This window comes from Paraburkholderia nemoris (assembly GCF_905221015.1).
Taxonomy (GTDB): Bacteria; Pseudomonadota; Gammaproteobacteria; order Burkholderiales; family Burkholderiaceae; genus Paraburkholderia; species Paraburkholderia nemoris.
Window position 1 is genome coordinate 256,175 of sequence record NZ_CAJNBO010000007.1, and the last position, 19,845, is coordinate 276,019.

The window sequence follows — 19,845 nt, forward strand, 5'->3', positions numbered from 1 at the left end:
CGCAGGCGCTCTTCACGCAAACGTTCTGAGCGCAGCTGTTCCTCCCTGTGACGTTCGGCGCGCACATCGTCGTCGTGGGTGCTGAATTGCAGCAAGCTCGCGCGGTCGTCAGCCGTTGCACAAGGTTGCGAAAACGCATTCGCAGATGCGAGCAGCAGTGCGCAGGCAACGCCTGCAGCGAGGTTAAATGAACGCGGCAGCAACATTCCGAATCCCCCTCACGTTTGAAAAAAGCCGTCCGTCGTACTGATGACCCGTCCGAGCCGCGCCAATACCGAACCGGGTTGGCGCGAGACGAACCGTTTTTTCACCGCACGAAATCAATCTGCCACACTGCCTCAGTCAAAGCGCCTCGACCAGATCCTTGCGCCGCGTCTGGCAATACGCCGAGCACGCAAGCTGCGCGGCATTTGCGGCCGCGTGAATCATCGGGCTCGCGTTCACCGGCTTGCAAATCGACACGATGATCGGCGGGGGCACGGGTTTGAGCGGCAACTCGACGAATTCGCCGCTTTGCAAGGTCTCCGCGACGAACAGGCCGGGAATGGCGGCGACGCCATAGCCGTCGCGAACCAGTTGAACGATCGCGGCCACCGAGGGCGAACAGGTGATGCGCGTTTGCCCGGCCGGCATGCCGAGTTGCTGCGCGAGCGCATGAACGATGCTCTCGAGCGCGACTTGCGGCGCCGTGCCGCGCCCGAAGGTCAGAACCGGACGCTCCAGCACGCGTAGCGCGAGCCCTTCGGCACGCTTCGACAACAAGCCCCGTTTCGCGATCCAGCGAACCGGATAGCTGGCGATCGCCCTGGAGACAATCTTCGTACTGTCGATGCCCTCAACCCGTATCACGAGGTCGAGCTCGCCGCTCAGCAGCCGCCGTTGCAGCACCGAACTCGAATCGACGGTCAGGTCCACTTCGAGCCGTGGAAAGCTCGCGTTCAGCTGGGTGACGTAGTGCGCGAGCCAGCTGTGCACGACGGTCTCGATGACGCCCAGGCGCAGCTTGCCGCCAACCACGATTTCCTGGCCCGCAGCCTCCCGCAATGTGCGCGTGGCATTGACGACGTTCTTCGCGGGCCCGAGCAGATTCTGGCCCGACGGTGTCAGCCGGAAGCTCGTTGTCGAGCGGTCGACGAGTTCCGTCTTGAGTTCGTCCTCCAGTGAGCGGATACGCAGCGAGATCGTGGCCGGTGTCGCGTGCAGCACACGCGCCGTCGCCCGAAAGCTTTCGAGCTGGGCAAGCGTCACGAAGGTTTCGAGAAAGCGCGTGTTCATAGGTTATGCCTGAAGATTGGGGCGGATTCCTTCATTGTTTCTGTTCGTAGTATGCCTTAACAAAAAACTCCATTTATACGAAACGGAGTGCCTTTATGTCCGTTATGCCGAAACGACGCATGGTATTCGCCACGCATGAACGCAGCTTTGCCACGCCCCCCTGTAAGGCCTGTCGGCAAAGGTTTTCAAGCCACCGACCACGCGCTTCTCCCGATGTGCACCCAACGACCGGCTACGTAAAAACCCGCACAAAACCGTTAAGAAAACCTGAACGCCAGCGGCACGAATAACTCGCTGGCGCAGCAATTTTGTTGGCCCTAATCTGCACGCCATCGCACTCACGAACGGAATCGCCGTCATGCCGCACACCTTTCGCCAGCAAGTTCGCAGCAAGACATTTTCGGGGCCTACGGCCGGCTATTGCGGCGACTTCGCGCAGGCCAACCTCGCCATTCTGCCGAGCGCCTACGCCGAGGATTTCATGCGCTTCTGCCTGCGCAATCCGAAAGCCTGCCCGCTGCTCGGCGTCGGCGAACCGGGACAATTCGATCTGCCGGTGCTGGGCCGCGACCTCGATATCCGCACCGACGTGCCCGGCTACAACGTCTATCGCGACGGCGTGCTGTGCGAGCAGCCTTCCGATATCCGCGAGGTTTGGCGCGACGATCTGGTCGTGTTCGCGATCGGCTGCTCGTTCTCGTTCGAACAGATGCTCGCGCGCGAACGCATTCCGCTGCGCCACGTCGACGAAGGTGTGAACGTGCCGATGTACCGCACCCACATTGCGAACCAGGCGGCGGGACGGTTCGGCGGCCAGCTCGTCGTCTCCATGCGGCCGATGAGCGGCCCCCATGCGATTCGCGCCGTGCAGGTCACGAGCCGGTTTCCCGCGGTGCATGGCGCGCCGGTGCACATCGGCAATCCGGCGGTACTCGGCATCGAAGATCTGTCGAGCCCGGATTTCGGCGATCCGGTATCGATCCATGAACACGAACTGCCGGTCTTCTGGGCCTGCGGCGTGACGCCTCAAAGCGCCATTGAAAGCGCGCGGCTGCCGTTCGCGATCGCGCATCGGCCTGGCCACATGCTGGTCACCGACATCCCCAACGCATCGCTCGCGGTGTTCTGACGCCCGGATTGGCCGCATCACAGGAGAAACACATGAATACGGAAGCGCAATACGCAGGCACGCCCGTCGACGACGCAATGGCGGACACCACCGCGAGCCGCGGCATGTTCGGCTGGTACCGGCACACCAACGCGAGCGAGCGGCGGGCATTCTGGAGCTGCAAAGTCGGCTATGCGCTCGATGCGATGGACACGCAATTCCTTAGCTTCGTGATTCCGACGCTGATCGCCACGTGGAGTCTCAGCAGGGGCGAAGCCGGCCTGATCGGCACGGTGACACTACTGACCTCCGCGCTCGGCGGCTGGGTCGCAGGCATTCTTTCCGACCGCATCGGCCGGGTGAAGACGCTGCAGATCACCATCGTCTGGTTCGCCTTTTTCACGCTGCTCTGCGCGTTCGCGCAGAACTACAGCCAGCTTCTGATCGCGCGCGGTTTGATGGGTTTCGGCTTCGGCGGTGAATGGACCGCGGGCGCGGTGCTGATCGGCGAGGTAATCCGGCCGCGCGATCGCGGCAAGGCGGTCGGCATGGTGCAGGCGGGCTGGGCGATCGGCTGGGCGGCGTCGGCGGGACTCTATACGCTGGTGTTTTCGCTGCTGCCCGGCGATATCGCATGGCGCGCATTGTTCGCGCTCGGCGTGTTGCCCGCGCCGTTCGTGATCTTCATTCGCCGTTTCGTCGAGGAACCGGAAGTTCATCTGCAACAAAAGCAGCGTGACGCCGAAGCCGGCAACACGAGTTCGTTCTTCGAAATCTTCGGCCCCGGCGTCTGGCTGACGACGCTGCGCACCGCGATCCTCGCCACGGGCACGCAAGGCGGCTATTACGCGATCACCACCTGGCTGCCGACGTACCTCAAGACCGAACAGCACCTGAGCGTGGTCGGCACGGGCGGCTATCTCGCGGTCATCATCGCCGGCTCGTATGCGGGCTACCTGTGCGGCGCCTTTCTCAGCGACCGCTTTGGCCGCAAGCTCAATTTCATCGCGTTCTCGATTGCCTCGATGGCGATCGCTCTCGTCTATACCCGCGTGCCGATGAGCAACGCGCTGCTGCTCGTGCTCGGCTTCCCGCTCGGCTTCTTCGCCTCGGGCATCTTCGCCGGGATGGGCGCGTTCATGACCGAACTCTTCCCCACGCGGATTCGCGGCTCGGGCCAGGGCTTCTGCTACAACTTCGGCCGCGCCGTCGGCGCGACCTTCCCGTTTCTGATCGGTTTCGTCGCGCAAAAAATGACGCTCGGCGTCGCGATCGGCACCTTCGCCGCGGCCGCCTACGGCGTCGTGATTCTCGCGGCGCTGACGCTGCCTGAAACGCGCGGCGCGCAACTCGAATCGTGAGCACCCCATCATTCACCGGAGATATCTTCTGATGACACATCAAGCCGACACTCAGCTACCGCGTGATCGCCGCTGGCAATTCTGGATCGACCGCGGAGGCACGTTCACCGACGTCGTCGCGCGCCGCCCCGATGGGCAGATCGTCACGCACAAGGTGCTGTCGGAGAATCCCGAGCGATATCGCGATTCGGCGGTGCAAGGCATTCGCGACCTGCTGGGCGTCGCGGCCCACGAGCCCGTGCCGGCACATCTGATCGATAGCGTACGGATGGGCACGACGGTCGCCACCAACGCACTGCTCGAACGCAAGGGCGCGCCTACCGTGCTCGCGATTACCAGGGGCTTTGCAGACGCGCTGCGGATCGCCTACCAAAGCCGTCCGAAGCTGTTCGTGCGCAACATCGAGTTGCCAACGCTGCTGTACGAGCGCGTGGTGGAAATCGACGAGCGGATCGGCGCGCATGGCGAAGTGGTACGCGAACTCGATACGAGGCAGGCGCAGGCTGCGTTGCGACAGGCCTACGAAAATGGAATCCGTTCATGCGCAATCGTGCTGATGCACGGTTACCGGTACGCCGAACATGAACGCAGGCTCAAGGAAATCGCGCAGGACATCGGCTATACGCAGATCTCGGTGAGTCATGAAGTCAGCCCGCTGATGAAGCTGGTCTCGCGCGGCGACACGACCGTCGTCGACGCGTATCTCTCGCCGATTCTGCGCCACTACGTTCAGCAAGTCGAAGGCGATCTGGGCGCTGTTCCGTTGCAGTTCATGCAGAGCAATGGCGGCCTCACCGACGCGCATCGCTTCCAGGGCAAGGACGCGATCCTGTCCGGCCCCGCAGGCGGCATCGTGGGTGCGGCGCAGGTGTCGAAGCTCGCGGGCTTCGAATCGATCATCGGCTTCGACATGGGCGGCACATCGACCGATGTGACGCACTACGCGGGCGAGTACGAACGCGAGTTCGCCACGGAAGTGGCGGGCGTTCGCATCCGCGCCCCGATGATGAAAATCCATACCGTTGCGGCTGGCGGCGGGTCGATCTGCAGTTTCGACGGCGCGCGCTTGCGCGTAGGCCCCGAGAGCGCGGGGGCGAATCCCGGTCCAGCGTCGTATCGGCGCGGCGGCCCGCTGACCGTCACCGACTGCAACGTGATGACCGGCAAGATCAGCGCGCAGTGGTTTCCCCACGTGTTTGGACCTGAAGGCAACCTGCCGCTGGATGCCGCCGTCGTACATCGCAAGTTCGTGGAGATTGCGGCGCAGGTTGAGGATGCGACAGGCATCGCGCGCTCGCCAGCCGAAATCGCCGAGGGCTTTCTGAAGATTGCCGTCGAGAACATGGCGAATGCGATCAAGCAGATCTCGGTGCAGCGCGGCTACGACGTGACGAAGTACACGCTCGCATGCTTCGGCGGCGCAGGCGGTCAGCATGCGTGCCTCGTCGCGGATGCGCTCGGCATGACGCGTGTGTTCATCCATCCGCTCGCAGGCGTGTTGTCGGCCTACGGCATGGGTCTCGCTGACGTGCGCGCACTGCGCCAACTGGCAGTCGAAACGCGCCTCGACGCGGCATCGCTCGCCGCCTGCGAGGAAACGTTCGCGTCGCTGGGCGCCGCGGCGGAAAGCGAAGTCGCCGAGCAGCGCATCGCAAGGGACCGCATCACGCTGCGCCGCACGCTCCACGTCAAATACGACGGTACCGACACTGCACTGGAGATCGAATTCGGCCGCGACGCACCGGCAATTGTCGCGACGTTCGAGCGTTTGTACCGCGCCCGTTACGGCTTTCTCATGCCGAACAAGGCGCTGGTGATCGAAGCCGTTGCCGTGGAGGCGATCGGCCAGGCGCACGAGGTTGAGGACGAACATTGGCCCGTCGCCGAGAGTGCTTCCGCGAATCCTGAACCGCTCGCTATGACACATGTGTTTTCAGGCGGCGAGTGGCACGACACACCCGTGTTCGACCGCGATACGCTGGCGCCCGGCGCGCGTATCGACGGACCAGCCATCGTCAGCGAAAAGACCGGAACGACCGTGATCGTACCGGGCTGGCAAGTCGAGGTCAGCCGGCACAACCACCTGGTGGTCAACCGCACGGGCGCGCTCGTGAACCGTCACGCGATCGGCACCGAAGCCGATCCGGTCTTGCTCGAAGTGTTCAACAACCTGTTCATGTCGATTGCCGAGCAGATGGGCGTGACGCTCGCGAACACGTCGTACTCGGTCAACATCAAGGAGCGCCTCGACTTCTCGTGCGCGCTTTTCGACGCGGACGGCAACCTGATCGCCAACGCGCCGCACATGCCGGTCCATCTTGGCTCGATGGGCGAGAGCGTGCAGACCATCATCGAGCGACGTGGTGGCACCATGCAGTCTGGCGATGTGTATGTCCTCAACGCGCCCTATGGCGGCGGCACGCATCTGCCGGACGTGACGGTGGTCATGCCGGTCTTCGTCGAGGAGCACGCGGCGCCGACGTTCTATGTCGCGGCGCGCGGCCATCACGCGGATATCGGCGGCATTTCACCGGGTTCGATGCCACCTGACTCGACGCACGTCGATCAGGAAGGCGTCCTGCTCGATAACGTCCAACTTGTCGCGCAGGGCCGCTTTCTCGAAGACGAAATGCGCGAGTTGCTCGCCTCGGGTCGTTATCCGGTTCGAAACGTCGAACAGAACATTGCCGATTTGCGGGCGCAGATCGCCGCGTGCACGAAGGGCGCGCAGGAACTCGACCGCATGTGCAGGCAGTTTGGCCTCGACGTGGTGCAGGCGTACATGCAGCACGTGCAGGACAACGCCGAGGAGGTCGTTCGGCGCACGCTGTCGGTGCTCAGGGACGGACGCTTCGAATACGAGCTCGACGACGGGGCGAAGATCGTCGTCGCCGTGTCGATCGACCGCGAGGCGCGCTCGGCCGTTATCGACTTCGCCGGCACGAGCGAACAGCAACCGAATAACTACAACGCGCCCTCCGCCATCTGCAAGGCGGCCGTGCTGTACGTGTTCCGCACGCTGGTCGACGATGACATTCCGCTCAACGCGGGTTGTCTGAAACCTCTGGACATTCGCATTCCCGCGGGCTCGATGCTCAACCCGCGCTATCCGGCCGCGGTGGTCGCCGGTAACGTCGAGACATCGCAGGTCGTGACCGATGCGCTCTACGGCGCGCTCGGTGTCATGGCGGGCGCCCAGGGCACGATGAACAACTTCACGTTCGGCAACGATCACTACCAGTACTACGAGACCATCTGCGGTGGCGCCGGAGCCAGTGCGTCGTCGGCGGGTTGCAGCGCGGTGCAAACCCACATGACCAACTCGCGGCTCACCGATCCCGAAGTGCTCGAATGGCGCTTCCCGGTTCGCCTTGATGACTTCCGGGTGCGTCACGGCAGCGGCGGCGATGGGCAATGGCGAGGCGGCGACGGTACCGAGCGGCGAGTCCGCTTCCTCGAACCGATGACCGCCGTGATTCTGTCGAACCGACGGCGGGTGGCGCCGTTCGGCATGGCGGGCGGATCGCCGGGCAAGCTCGGCGTCAACTGGGTCGAACGAGCGGGTTCGTCCGCGCAGGAAACCTTCGGCGCGCGTCACCAGGTGCAGATGAATGCCGGCGATGTTTTCGTGATTCAGACGCCGGGTGGCGGTGGGTATGGAGTGGCGTCCGAGGTATGAGTTAGGCCGTCGGCCTGGTGGTGTGCCTCGTCATCCGCGGGTACGCGTACCGCGATCGACGTGTCGCTAACGGGCGCGCTATGCACCACGATCTTGCCGCCCAGCATCAGCGCGCGCTCTCCCATGCCGACGAGCCCAAACGATTTGGCGCAATCATTGCGAGTGTGCCCCGGCCACGGCGCCCTGAGGGCACCCAGCGCCTGGCGCGGCGGCAATCCGGGCGTCGCCGAATGCGCGGTCCGATAATCTTTTCGACCTCAACCGCGATGCACTTCGCTTCTCGAGCGATAACTGCACTACAAAATCTTTTTGCAATGTCGAACGTCCGCTGTAATGGCGCTGCGACCAACTGAATCGTCTGATCAGGGCTCGCCCGCATCCTCCGTTCCGCAACTGCGACGGCTCGTCTGCGACCGTCTTCAGCATATGGACGCTATCCGCACCGGCGGGGAGCCAGAAACATTTTTCGAGCGTCTCGCGGGTAATCGCGCATTCGACCTCGTGCTGATGATCGGAACACGATCACGCGTCTGTACTGCGACACGGCGGCAGCGAGATCAGCAACGTCCATGGGAAACCTCAATAGATTCGTGCCCGCCGGCATCAGTTAATGCCTCGCTGGATCTCGAATCTGCCAGAATCGATCCAGCGAAAACCGGTAACGTTACCGACAAAGCGCCTAGTGACCGACATTCGCTGATGTCCGCTCGCTGTCTGACGTTACCTTCAGGCTGAGGCTTCTAGCACTGACGTGCCCGTCACGCGATCCAGGTTTTGTGTTCAACCCGGAGCAAGCCCGAGGTTGATAGCAGCGAGGATGAGAGGCATCAGAACCGGCTTCACGAAATAGTGATCGAGTCCGGCGCCCATCGATTCGTCCCGTTCTGATTGCGACATGAGGCCGGTTACGGCTACCAGCACCGGTACCGGGGTCTTCCGAACAAGTCGGATCGCTCTTGCTACCTCGCAACCATCGAGACGCGGCATTTCGATATCGAGCAATACTGCGGCCGGATACCACGCACAGTATTCGGTGAGCGCATCGCCACCATTCGTGGCAGTCCGGATGTCAAAACCCCGATTAGAGAAGAACACTGCGTACGCTGCCAGCATTTCTGGATCGTCGTCAGCAATAAGGAGGCGCGCGGCGTTGGTAGAGACCGTCAAATGATATTGACACGTGCTCACATGATTGCGCTAATCTGCCAAGGTACGAATTCCTGCTGTCCGTACCCATGCCGCTCACTACGTGAACGGGTGCCCGAGGCGACATCTAGCAGCAATTTGAAAAGCACCGCGCCAAGTTCCTCAATTGAAGTTTTGCCTTCCAACACCTCTCCGCAGTTCAGGTCCATATCGTCGGATTGCCGTTGCCAAAGTGCTGTGTTAGTTGCAAGTTTGACAGACGGCGCGGGCGCGCAGCCGTAAGCTGAACCACGTCCCGTCGTGAAGCAGATCAGATTTGCACCGCCGGCTACCTGGCCCGTAGCCGACACAGGGTCGTAGCCGGGCGTGTCCATGAACACCAGACCGCGTGCCTTAACGGGCTGAGCGTACTCGTACACCTCGGTGAGGTTTGTCGAGCCTGCCTTTGCGATGCCGCCCAATGATTTCTCGAGGACGGTCGTCAAGCCGCCGGCCTTATTTCCGGCCGACGGATTGTTGTTGATCTGGGCCCCTTGCCGCTGCGCGTACGCTTCCCACCACCTGATGCGATCAAGCAGCTTTTGCCCCACCTCTTGCGTTGCGGCGCGCCGCGTCAGTAGGTGCTCTGCGCCATAGATCTCGGGCGTCTCCGAGAGAATCGCGGTGCCGCCGTGCTGCACCAGCAAATCAACGGCTGCGCCCAGCACCGGATTGGCTGTGATGCCAGAATAACCGTCCGATCCTCCGCATTGGAGACCGATTGTGAGATGACTCGCGCTGACCGCCTCTCGCCTCACGTTATTCGCTTCGGACAACATGCGCTGAACCAGTTCAATACCCTTCGCAATCGTCAATGTCGTGCCACCGCTGTCCTGGATCGTGAACGTTCGCAATCGATCGTGTTCGCGGAGCCCCTGTGTCTCAAGTAGTCGCGAAATCTGGTTCGTTTCACAGCCGAGACCTACGATCAGCACGCTCGCGAAGTTCGGATGGCATGCATAGCCGCCGAGCGTGCGCTGCAAAATCGCGAGACCATCGCCCTCCGAGTCGATTGCGCAACCTGAACTATGTGTTAGAGCGACGACGCCATCAACGTTCGGAAACGCGGCTAGTGCTTCCGGATGAACGTCGGGCCGAAAATGGTCAGCAATGGCTCGTGCAACGGTGGCCGAGCAATTAACAGAGGTGAGAATTCCGACGTAGTTACGCGTGGCGACACTGCCGTCTTCCCGGACAATGCCCTGAAATGTTGCCGGCTCATTCGACGGGACAGTCGGACGCGCGGCCTGACCGAACGCGTAGTCGCGCGTGAAGTCGCCCATCGCGAGATTATGGGTGTGTACATGCTGCCCCGCGCGAATGGGCTGGCTTGCAAAGCCGATTACCTGGCCGTAGCGGAGGACCGCCTCACCCTGACCGATGTCACGTGTCGCCACTTTGTGACCGGGCGGAATCAGTCCCGAAACAGTCAACGCTTCTTTCTCGATCACCGTGCCGGACATAAGCTGTTCAAGTGCGATAACGACATCGTCAGCGGGATTGAGCCGTATCACACGAGCCGACATCGACGCGGTGGATCGGGCGGACGTGTCGGCAATATTCAACGACATGGCATAACTCCTACGTTTTCAGGGCAAAGGCCGGTCGCGCTTAGCCACGTGGGATTCGCGTGAAGGACCATGCACCGCTTAGCCGGCGCTCCAGGGCGTTTTGCAGCGCGTGTACTCAAGTTGATAGAGGGTCGTGTCCGGTGCTATTGCGCCGGCCTGGGGCAATGCCGCGAGTCCCGAAACGAAACGGTCCACCGCTGAACGGACATAGTCTGCCCGGCACCCTTCGACTAACACGATCCATGTCGGTACCTGGGTGCCTTCTGAACGCGCCTTCTTCTCCGCCGTTTCCACCTTGCTGATCTCCTCGTCAGCAAGGCACAGGTGCACGCCCGTGATCCCCGGCAAATCCACGAGCGGCGGCATCACGCGCTGACGCAAACCCTTCACGACCTCTGCCCGGGCATCCGAAGGCACGTCGAAGCGCACGCTCATGAGATAGGCACCCTGCCCAACACCGTCCGAATAGGCGACGTGACAGATTGAGCGCGCGACGCTCCGGAAAGAGGCGACAACCTGCTTGGTCCAGGGCGTCGGCGTATTCAGCCGGGTCAGGTAGTCTTGCGCGCCAAGCACTTCGACGGTGTCGGCCTCGTACAGATTGAAGTACTCGGGCCCTGCGTTCAGGGCAATGAAGCGTCGACCGCGCCTGAACCCGGGGATGCCCGCGCGTTCGGGCATGTGTTCGCGGTTGTGCCACTCGTAAAATTCATCTTTCGCTTCTGGCAGCAAGTCATGCCAGATTGCGACGACGCCCGTTCCAGCAAGGCTCATATCTCCTCCGTTTGACAAATCGAATCGTCTTAAACTGCCGATGGGTATTCGCCGCGGCCCCAAGCTGCGCCGAGCGTGTCCGTGTACTGGACGACCTTCTGTGTCTGCGCGCCGAGGCCGCTGCCACCGAGCGTCATGGTGTCGCCTGCTTTCAGGAAGACAGGCGGCTTTTGACCGAGGCCCACGCCGGGAGGCGTCCCCGTAATGATCACGTCGCCTGCCATCAAAGGCATGAAGCGGCTGAGATACGCCACAATGTGCGCGACGTTGAAGATCATGGTGCGTGTGTTGCCGGTCTGCCGGCGCGTGCCGTTGACGTCGAGCCACAGGTCGAGCACCTGCGGATCGGAAACTTCGTCGCGGGTTACGAGCCACGGGCCAAGCGGAGCGAACGAAAACCCGCTTTTACCTTTGGTCCACTGGCCTTCGCGTTCGAGTTGATACGCGCGTTCGGAGACATCATTCGCAAGGCAGTAGCCCGCCACATGGTCTAGCGCGTCTGCTTCGTCGATCTGCCAGGCGGGTTTGCCGATCACCACGCCGAGTTCGACCTCCCAATCCAGCTTTTGCGCGTCTGCGGGCAAGATGACCGGGTCGTTCGGGCCGCTGATTGAGCCCGTATGCTTGTTGAAGACCACAGGTTCGCGTGGTATCGGCGTGTCGGTTTCAGCAGCATGATCGGAGTAGTTCAGACCAATGCACACGAGATTACGGACATTGCCGACGCACGCGCCGAGACGCGTGCCTGCTTCAACGACGGGCAAACGATCTAAATCGAGTTCGCTCAGCTTTGCAAGCGCGACTGGCGTGATAGCCGTTCCATCAATGTCGTTCACGATGCCAGTCAGATCGCGGATCGCGCCGCTGGAATCGATAATGCCGGGCTGCTCACGACCAGGTTGGCCGAAACGGACGAGACGCATGTAGTACTCCTGTCAAGACAAAAAACTGATGGGCAATGTGCCGAGTTCGCCGAAGCGGATAAGCAACTCACGACCGACTGTCAAGTCGAGAACGCCCGCGTAGGACCCGGTGATCACAGCTTGGCCTGCATACAATCCGAGGCCGCGCGCGCGAAGGAAATTAGCGAGCCACACAATCGGCGCGAGCACGCCCTGATCGGGGTGGCGTCCCGTGAGCGTGACTGCCTCTTCCCCGATGCGGGTCAGACCAAGGTCGAATTCCACAGGAAGGTCAGCCGGCGTGGCGCCATCAAATAAGTTCACGCGGGGTCCAAGGACAAGGCCGGCGTTAAAGAGCCCGTCTGCCAGTAGTTCTGGAAACGTCAGCTTTTCTGGACATGCATAACGGCAGCCCAGCAATTCGAGCGCGAGGTGCGTGTCCCCAAGCGCGTCGAGTACTTCCGCTTCGCCATAGACTCCGCGCCGTGGCGGCAAGTCGCACTTCAGTAGGCAGGCCAGTTCCGGCTCCGCCCTTACAGCGACACCCGCAGACCCGCTCATGCGACAAACATCGCCTCGGTGAATATCAGCGTCGTAGATCGGCGCGGCGATGACTTTGCCCGGCTGCGGAAGCGCGCATTTCCATGCGCCGATTTGCCGGCCTAGTTGTCGGCTGACCTCCTGCTGGATCGCGAAACCGTCGTCCAGACTCGCAGGCAGTAGTTCGACTGGCAGCCGCTCGACGAGCATGCCTGTTTGGCGCGCCGTCACAAGAAGGTTCGCGGCCTGTTCGCGCGGACTGGCGATAGCCTCGGCGGCCTGTGTTACGGCTGTCATCTTCAAGCCGCCTCACTCACGTTCGCCCCAACGCTCTCACGCGGCCATACCGCGCCTAGCTTCGAAGCCGCTTCTTTCAACAACGCGCAGAAGTCGTCATAGCGCTCGGGCTGAACTCGCATGACGGGTCCAGCAATGCTCATCGTGCCGACCACGGTACCGTCGGTCAGCGACTGCACGGGCACCGCTAACGCGGCAACGCCGGGTTCGGCTTCTTCCACGACAAGCCCATAGCCGCGCTGTCTGGTCAGTTCCAACTCGGGAATCAACTGCTCGACGCTGTTGATCGCCTTTGGCCCGCATGCGCGGGACCCAGTTTTTCCGAGTCCGCCACCCAATGCGCATTCGACTGCCCGGTCGTTCGACATCGATGCCAGCCACACCTTCCCGTTTGCCGTTGCATGCAGGGTAATAGGGCTATCCATGGACGGCGAATACATAAGGCCCGGTGCCGCGCCTTGGGAGGACGCCAGCCACGCGAGCGTCCCTTCACTTGCGACGGTCAGCCGAACGAGCTCGCGACAGTGCGCCGCCACGTCATCGAGGATCGGCTGCACCAAGCCCGGCAAGCCAAGTCCATGCAAATACCGCTGACCCAACAGCGAAAGCTTCAGGGTCAGACGGTATTGAGAAGTGTTTTCGTCCTGTTCAGCCCAGCCCTGCTCGCACAGCTGCGCAAGTACCCGATGCGCGGGGCCTTTTTCCAGCTCGAGTTCGGCGGCGATGTCGGACATACGCATCCAGCGCGCCTCGCGTGCGAGCAACTCGATCGCTTGAAGCGAACGGTCAACTGCTCCCTTGACAACTCTCATAATTTGAGTAACATCCTTCCTATTGGAACGGTGTTACAACAATAAACGAGCGGCACCGAAAAGTCAATTACAGGAGACAGGCATGAACGCACGAGCACCCGCTAAGCCCCACGGCAAGCGCCAGTCGAAGATCGCAGCAGCCAGTGGCTGGATCGGCTCAGCGCTCGAGTACTACGATTTTTTCATCTACGCGACGGCTGCGACATTGTTGTTCCCGCAGCTCTTCTTTCCCTCACACAATCCAACGGTAGGCATCGTCGCGTCACTGGCGACGTTCGGCGTCGGCTATGTCGCCAGACCAATAGGGGCTATGGTGCTGGGGCACCTTGGCGATCGTCACGGGCGAAAGACCGTGCTGATCTTCTGCATGTTCCTGATGGGCTTTGCAACGCTGTGTGTTGGGCTCTTGCCGACCTACCAGCAGATCGGCATCTGGGCACCTGTGCTGCTCGTCGTCCTGCGGCTCATTCAGGGATTTGCGGTCGCGGGTGAAATGTCCGGCGCCAGCTCCATGATTCTTGAACACGCGCCTTTCGGACGGCGTGGATATTTTGCCAGCTTTACCCTCCAGGGAGTTCAGGCAGGACAACTCCTCGCGGCAGGCGTTTTTTTGCCGCTCGCGCACTTCATGCCAAAGGATCAGTTTGCTTCGTGGGGTTGGCGCATTCCGTTCCTGCTGAGCATCGTCGTGGTCATTGCGGGTTACATCATTCGCCGCGAGGTCGATGAGACCCCTGCTTTTTCTGAAGAACGGGCCCACGGAGAAATTCCTTTTTCCCCGGTGATCGAGGTCCTGCGCGATAGCTGGGGTGACGTCTTGCGTGTTGTCGGTATGGCGCTTGCCGCGGTCACCGCGCTTCTGGCGACCGTTTTCGGCGCGACCTATGCGGTCCAGCCGGCGTACGGTATTGGCTTTCCTGCCGCCGTCTTTCTGTGGGTGCCGGTCCTTGGCAACCTTTGCTCCGTCATACTGATCCCCCTCGTGGGCAACCTCTCGGACAAGATCGGTCGCAGACCCCCCGTTATCGTCGGCGTTGTGAGCTCCGGAATCTTCGCTTTCGGCTACCTGTACGCCATCAGCATCCACAGTATCTGGCTCTCACTGCTCTTCTCGTTGCTCATGTGGGGCGTCGCTTACCAGGGCTTCAACGGCGTGTTCCCGAGTCTCTTCCCCGAACTGTTCCGCACGCGCGTGCGTGTCACCGGCATGGCGATCGGACAAAACGTAGGGACGACCTTGTGTGCCTTGCTGCCGTCGCTTTTCGTCGCAGTCGCGCCCCCAGGGTCCACCGACATTCCGTTGAAAATTGGCTTTCTCACGTTCGGCATTTGTCTGGTTGCTGCGTTTGCCGCGTTCACCACCCGGGAAACGTACCGAATTCGCCTCGACGATCTCGGCGACCGCAACGCTACTCCTGTACCTACGGCCGAATATGAACGCCTGCGCAGTGAAGCGATGGCCACGACGAGCAAGGATGCCGCCGAGTCGGGGTTCGCCCACAACATGCGGCCTTGAGCTGCCGCCGGCTGCCTGTCGGGCGTGATCGCCGCGTTGGCACGACGCAAATAGGACATCGCATGCAAACCTGCACTTCAGAGCCGTACGCCGGTTCGAATGTGCACGAATTGACCCTCGTTTTACATTAAGACGCAATGCAACCAGATATCTTAGGCAGAACGCGGCTCTGCGGTTTGGTAGGCGACCCGCTGAGCGCGGCGAAGTCGCCACAGTTGCTGAACAGGCTGTTTGTCGAACAGTGCACCGACGCAGTTTGCGTTCCTTTCTGGGTCAAACCAGATAACCTGCCGGCCTTCGTCGCCGGTGCACGAGCGATGGGCAATCTCTCCGGGATGCTCGTCACAGTGCCTCATAAGCAACGGATGCTCGCGTTTGTCGACGAGCTGGATTCGACTGCTCGTCACGTCGGCGCGCTCAACGTCATTCGCTGCGAAGCAGATGGGCGCCGGATCGGAACGATATCCGAAGCCGACTACGACCGGGTGCGCGCCGAGGCTGTGGCCGGACGAATCGGAACAGCCGATGCGCAAAAGGTTGCAAATCTGGCTCTCAAGTAGCTGCTTTGGCCGGTCCCACTGCTCGCTAGTAGTGCGTCGGTGCCACTCGGCTTGAGCCGAACAGGAATCAGGTAACCGCAGCACTAGCGAATATCTTGACGCCGCACAAAGGAAATGCAAATGCACAACGAAGACATACCCCGCTACGACGGCCCACGTGAGCTCGCGCAATCTCTAAGCGCGTTTGCGCGCATCAGCGCGGCCGAGTCGCCCTGGAACCAAGAGGGCCTGCGCGCCGACTCTGAGTATCGCGACCTCGGACTCGCCGCGGTGACCAACGGTCGCATCGGAGCGAAACACATTCGTGCGCTGAAGCCGTTCACCGAGCCTACTGGCTGGCATTGGCACGACATGACCGGGCACTACCTGTATGTGCTGCGCGGATCCGTGACGTTCCATTTCGCCGGTATCGAGGGCGACGTGACGCTTAACGCGGGTGACGGATTGTCACAGCCGGCCGGCGTTCCGCACAACGTCATGTGGCGCTCCGACGATCTCGAGGTCATTGAGATTAACGAGCCCGCTGTGTACGGGACTTGGGATCTGGACGTACCGCCGGCGCCCTGGAAGTAATCGTCTACACCCTGGCCTTTCGAGCGTCATGACACCGCTTGTTCTCGGCGCATACGACAGTCGCAGACAGCTTAAAACGCAATGAACGCGTTGCGTCAAAGAGCTGCGGCATTTGCATCAAAGTGGTTCGGTCGGAGAATGTAAGTGTCCGACACGCGCCTGGTACGCCAAATCCCGGAGCAGTCAGGTAAGACTGCGTCTTCAGCCAACATCGAACACCACGCAGCAATGGATCCACATATCACAGGTAAGACGCGACTCTATGGGTTAGTGGGCGATCCACTGACGGCCGCCAAGTCGCCACAATTGTTGAACCAGCTTTTCACTGAACAGCGCGTGGACGCGGCTTGCGTCCCGTTCTGGGTCAAGGCGGAAAACCTGTCCGAGTTCGTCAGCGGTGCACGAGCGATGGGCAATCTCGCAGGCATGCTTGTCACCATGCCTCATAAGCAACGCATGCTGGAATACGTCGATGAACTGGATCCAACGGCCCGTCAGGTCGGCGCGCTCAACGTCATCCGTTGTGAATCGGATGGACGTTGGGTCGGAGCGATATTTGATGGCGTTGGTTGCGTTCTTGGGATGCAATGGGAAGGCAACCACCCGGCGAATAAGTCCGTGCTTCTCGTCGGCGCCGGAGGCGCAGGGAGCGCCATCGCGTTTGCGGTCGCGTCAGCAGGCGCCAGCAAGCTGACCATATCCGATGTCGACACACATCGGTCTGGCGACCTTGCGGCATCCGTTGCTGCTGAGACCGGCTGCGACGTACGTTCGGGGCCGCCTGACCCGCATGGCTTCGACGTCGTCATCAATGCCACGCCGCTTGGCATGAAAGTGAACGATGCCATGCCGGTCGATCCGGAGCGGCTCGCGCCCGGCGCCATCGTCGTCGACATCATCAATGCGCCAGAGCCAACGCCGCTTCGACGCGCCGCGCATGCGCGCGGGTGCCGTACCCAGGACGGGGGACCGATGCATCAGGGGCAGGCCGTCTACGCACTTAAGTTTCTGGGGTTCGATTACCTCCCCGATGGACGATCAGCACCGGATCACGGCCCGCGGTGAGTAGAGAATTTCAAAGGAGAATACGCATGAGAGTTGCTTTGCTGGAGGTCAGCCATTGGCATGTCCCGCTCTATCTGGATGCGCTGGAAGCGCCCGGGATTGAAGTGGTCGCCGTGTCGGATGCGGAGAAGGTCAAGGGTGAGGCAATCGCCGCACGATTCGGAAGCAGGCTGTACCCGTCGGCCTATGAATTGCTCGAACGTGAGGAAGTCGATTTTGCCTTCGTGTTCGGGCGGCATTCTGAAATGCCGGCGCTTGCCGAGGCCGTGATCGCACGACACATACCCTTCGCGCTGGAGAAACCGTGCGGCGTCAACATGTCGCAGGTCACCCGACTTCGCAAACTGACCGAGGAAGCCAACCTTTATTGCGCAGTGCCATTGATCTTCCGGATGAGCGAGTTGCTCAGATCGCTCGAAGATGCCGAGGGGCGCATACCGTCGGACTTCAATTACATGTCGTTCCGTTTCATTGTGGGACCGCCCAGTCGATACGAAGCGGCCGGTGCCGGCTGGGCACTCGATCCGGTTTATTCCGGAGGCGGATCGACAATCAACGTGGCGACTCACTTCATCGACCTTTTTAGATTGCTCACTGGCAAGGAGATCGCCCGAGTCTCCGCCACGATGAACTCAAGAACGCATCGAGGAGCCGTTGAAGACTATTCGCTGCTGACCATGCAAACCGAAGACGGCGTGATCGGCCTGGTGGAAACGGGATATAGCTTCCCCAGTACACCAGACGAGCAGCGCGAATTTTCGTTCACTCTTGCATCCGATCGTATGTACGCGAAATCCGGGCCCGACCGGATCGAGATTCGGCAAAGAGACAACCTGCCTGCCGGCACGCGAAGCCGCCGCCTCCAGCTCGAGACTGACATTTACTACCCATTGTTCGTCAAGCGCGTGCTCACGGAATGCCGTACTGGAGCACGGCCGATCGCGTCGTTGCGCGACGCAGAGCTCATGATGCAAGTCATGGACGCGGCCTACGCCTCTGCCCAACAGGGCGGAATGTCTATTGGACTGGATCGCGCTTCCTGGTGAGAAATCTGTAGCGAAGGAAAAATGCGAGACAGCCGACATACGTGCGCCGAAGTTTTTTTCAATCGCCACAGCGTGGATCGCTGCTCGCAACCTGATTAATCCATCGCATTAACCAGGAATTTCCGCAAGTCAAGTTGGTCAGTTTCATCTGCAAGTGGCGCGCTTCAGAATTACGTTAGTACAGCGAATTTGATATAACGCGTGAGCCGAAGAATCTAGTTGCACGTAGTCCAACGACACTGACGGTCGATATGAGCGTACTCAAGGCGCTCCTACCCATCCGATAGAGCAAAAGCAATTCACTTGGACATAGAGGAGAATTTAATGAAGAGTCTGTACCCGAACAAGGCCGCCGTTGCTACAGCAACGGCACTCGCGGCAGTCGCGCCGGCGTTCGCTCAAAGCAGCGTGACGCTCTACGGTATCGTCGATGATTCGATCGTCTATCAGAGCAGCCAGACGTCGCTCGGTTCGACGAGCGGTGGGCGCTCAAACGTCAAGATGGCATCGGGCATCTGGGCGGGCAACCGCTTTGGCCTTAAGGGCGCAGAAGATCTGGGCAGCGGCACGAAGGCAATCTTCCAGTTGGAGTCGGGATTCAATCTGAACAACGGCGCGCAGCAATACACGAACGCGATGTTCGGCCGTCAAGCCTGGGTCGGTCTGACGAACCAGACATTCGGTACGCTAACCGTGGGTCGCCAGTACACGTCGTACTACACGCTAATAGCGCCGTACAGCCCCACCACCTGGCTCACGGGCTACTTCGGCGCGCATCCGGGCGATCTGGATGAACTGGACGTGATCTACCGCGCAAACAACTCGATCGTCTATACGTCGCCAAAGCTCTATGGCGTGACGGTCAGCGGCTCGTACTCGCTTGCAGGCGTGCCGGACAGCGTCTATCGCGGCTCAACGTGGTCGGCGGCAATCCAGTATCAGCAAGGCCCCATCGGCGGTACTGTCGCGTTCTCGCGCATCAACAACTCGACCGTCGGCGGTGGCGTCTACGGTGCGGATTCGACGACCAACACGGGTGGCCAGTCGGGTGTGTCGGCGGTAACGAACGGCTATCAGGGTGCGCAGGCGCAGAATCGCTTCGCGGTCGGCCTCGGCTACGTGTTCAACAGCGCGTGGGATATCACGGCGACGTACACTAACGTTCAGTACATCCCGGGCGTGGCGTCGAAGTTCTCGGACGAGCAGGTCTTCAATACCGCTGGCACCGTGCTGCACTGGAAGCCCGCGACGGCATGGGACTTTGCTGCAGGCTACAGCTACACGTGGGCGAGCAAGGCGAACGGTGTCGACGACGCGGCGTCGTACCACCAGTTCAACCTGTCCCAGTACTACGCGTTGTCCAAGCGTACAGGGTTCTACGCACTCGAAGCATTCCAGCGCGCGAACGGCCGAACGCTCGGCACGCCGACGTTCCCGGGTGGCCCGACCAACAGCTCGATCGCCGCAACGGCATCGATCGGCGACGGCTTCCAGTCGACTCCGTCATCGTCGCGCAGCATGTTCGCAGCAGGCGTGGGTATCGTCCACCGCTTCTAGTACAGAGTTTTATCCTGTTGCGAC

General features: G+C 61.1%; 16 protein-coding genes. 9 read left to right on the forward strand and 7 right to left on the reverse strand.

The window, feature by feature from the left end; genetic code table 11:
* Positions 1–342: 342 nt before the first annotated feature.
* Positions 343–1,275 carry a LysR family transcriptional regulator gene (locus KHO33_RS13485; protein WP_054036908.1) on the reverse strand — a complete coding sequence of 311 codons (933 nt, stop codon included), beginning with the start codon at positions 1,273–1,275 and terminating at the stop codon, positions 343–345.
* A gap of 358 nt (positions 1,276–1,633) precedes the next feature.
* Here KHO33_RS13485 and KHO33_RS13490 point away from each other — a divergent pair, with 358 nt between their 5' ends.
* The 3 genes from KHO33_RS13490 to KHO33_RS13500 are packed head-to-tail and all read left to right on the forward strand — an operon-like array spanning position 1,634 to position 7,423.
* Positions 1,634–2,404: a putative hydro-lyase gene (locus KHO33_RS13490; RefSeq protein WP_054036910.1), complete on the forward strand. Its 771-nt coding sequence runs from the start codon at positions 1,634–1,636 to the stop codon at positions 2,402–2,404.
* Positions 2,405–2,436: 32 nt separating this feature from the next.
* Positions 2,437–3,744, forward strand: coding sequence for an MFS transporter (locus KHO33_RS13495; RefSeq protein ID WP_115776268.1), 1,308 nt, complete (start codon positions 2,437–2,439; stop codon positions 3,742–3,744).
* 31 nt (positions 3,745–3,775) lie between these two features.
* Positions 3,776–7,423, forward strand: a complete 3,648-nt coding sequence (locus tag KHO33_RS13500; RefSeq protein ID WP_200565780.1) for a hydantoinase B/oxoprolinase family protein — start codon at positions 3,776–3,778, stop codon at positions 7,421–7,423.
* Positions 7,424–8,203: 780 nt separating this feature from the next.
* On the opposite strand, the gene KHO33_RS13505 is transcribed toward KHO33_RS13500, so the two are convergent.
* The 6 genes from KHO33_RS13505 to KHO33_RS13530 all read right to left on the reverse strand — a co-directional run bounded on the left by KHO33_RS13505 (position 8,204) and on the right by KHO33_RS13530 (position 13,504).
* Positions 8,204–8,590: a response regulator transcription factor gene (locus tag KHO33_RS13505; RefSeq protein WP_234477065.1), complete on the reverse strand. Its 387-nt coding sequence runs from the start codon at positions 8,588–8,590 to the stop codon at positions 8,204–8,206.
* 17 nt (positions 8,591–8,607) lie between these two features.
* Positions 8,608–10,179, reverse strand: a complete 1,572-nt coding sequence (locus KHO33_RS13510; RefSeq protein ID WP_200565781.1) for a UxaA family hydrolase — start codon at positions 10,177–10,179, stop codon at positions 8,608–8,610.
* A gap of 78 nt (positions 10,180–10,257) precedes the next feature.
* The gene (locus KHO33_RS13515) at positions 10,258–10,953 is read right to left on the reverse strand and encodes a hypothetical protein (RefSeq protein WP_054036915.1); all 696 of its coding nucleotides are present in this window, start codon (positions 10,951–10,953) and stop codon (positions 10,258–10,260) included.
* A gap of 29 nt (positions 10,954–10,982) precedes the next feature.
* Positions 10,983–11,876, reverse strand: a complete 894-nt coding sequence (locus KHO33_RS13520) for a fumarylacetoacetate hydrolase family protein (protein ID WP_200565782.1) — start codon at positions 11,874–11,876, stop codon at positions 10,983–10,985.
* Between the two features lie 12 nt (positions 11,877–11,888).
* Positions 11,889–12,692, reverse strand: coding sequence for a 2-keto-4-pentenoate hydratase (locus KHO33_RS13525; protein WP_054036918.1), 804 nt, complete (start codon positions 12,690–12,692; stop codon positions 11,889–11,891).
* A 2-nt stretch (positions 12,693–12,694) separates the two neighbouring features.
* Positions 12,695–13,504: an IclR family transcriptional regulator gene (locus tag KHO33_RS13530; RefSeq protein ID WP_054036920.1), complete on the reverse strand. Its 810-nt coding sequence runs from the start codon at positions 13,502–13,504 to the stop codon at positions 12,695–12,697.
* A gap of 82 nt (positions 13,505–13,586) precedes the next feature.
* Between KHO33_RS13530 and KHO33_RS13535 the strand changes: the two genes are divergently transcribed.
* From KHO33_RS13535 to KHO33_RS13560, 6 genes are all read left to right on the forward strand, one after another.
* The gene (locus KHO33_RS13535) at positions 13,587–15,020 is read left to right on the forward strand and encodes an MFS transporter (protein WP_200565783.1); all 1,434 of its coding nucleotides are present in this window, start codon (positions 13,587–13,589) and stop codon (positions 15,018–15,020) included.
* A gap of 137 nt (positions 15,021–15,157) precedes the next feature.
* On the forward strand, positions 15,158–15,580 hold the full coding sequence (locus KHO33_RS13540; RefSeq protein ID WP_236074674.1) for a shikimate dehydrogenase family protein: 423 nt from the start codon (positions 15,158–15,160) through the stop codon (positions 15,578–15,580).
* Positions 15,581–15,700: 120 nt separating this feature from the next.
* Positions 15,701–16,153 (forward strand): cupin domain-containing protein, encoded by a 453-nt coding sequence (locus KHO33_RS13545; protein ID WP_200565784.1) that lies wholly within the window; start codon positions 15,701–15,703, stop codon positions 16,151–16,153.
* Between the two features lie 144 nt (positions 16,154–16,297).
* A complete protein-coding gene (locus KHO33_RS13550) occupies positions 16,298–17,218 on the forward strand; it encodes a shikimate dehydrogenase family protein (RefSeq protein ID WP_236062710.1) in 921 nt (306 codons plus the stop codon).
* Positions 17,219–17,244: 26 nt separating this feature from the next.
* The gene (locus KHO33_RS13555) at positions 17,245–18,264 is read left to right on the forward strand and encodes a Gfo/Idh/MocA family protein (protein ID WP_200565785.1); all 1,020 of its coding nucleotides are present in this window, start codon (positions 17,245–17,247) and stop codon (positions 18,262–18,264) included.
* A gap of 324 nt (positions 18,265–18,588) precedes the next feature.
* Complete coding sequence (locus KHO33_RS13560) at positions 18,589–19,821, forward strand: porin (protein WP_054036928.1); 1,233 nt, start codon at positions 18,589–18,591, stop codon at positions 19,819–19,821.
* Positions 19,822–19,845: the final 24 nt, after the last annotated feature.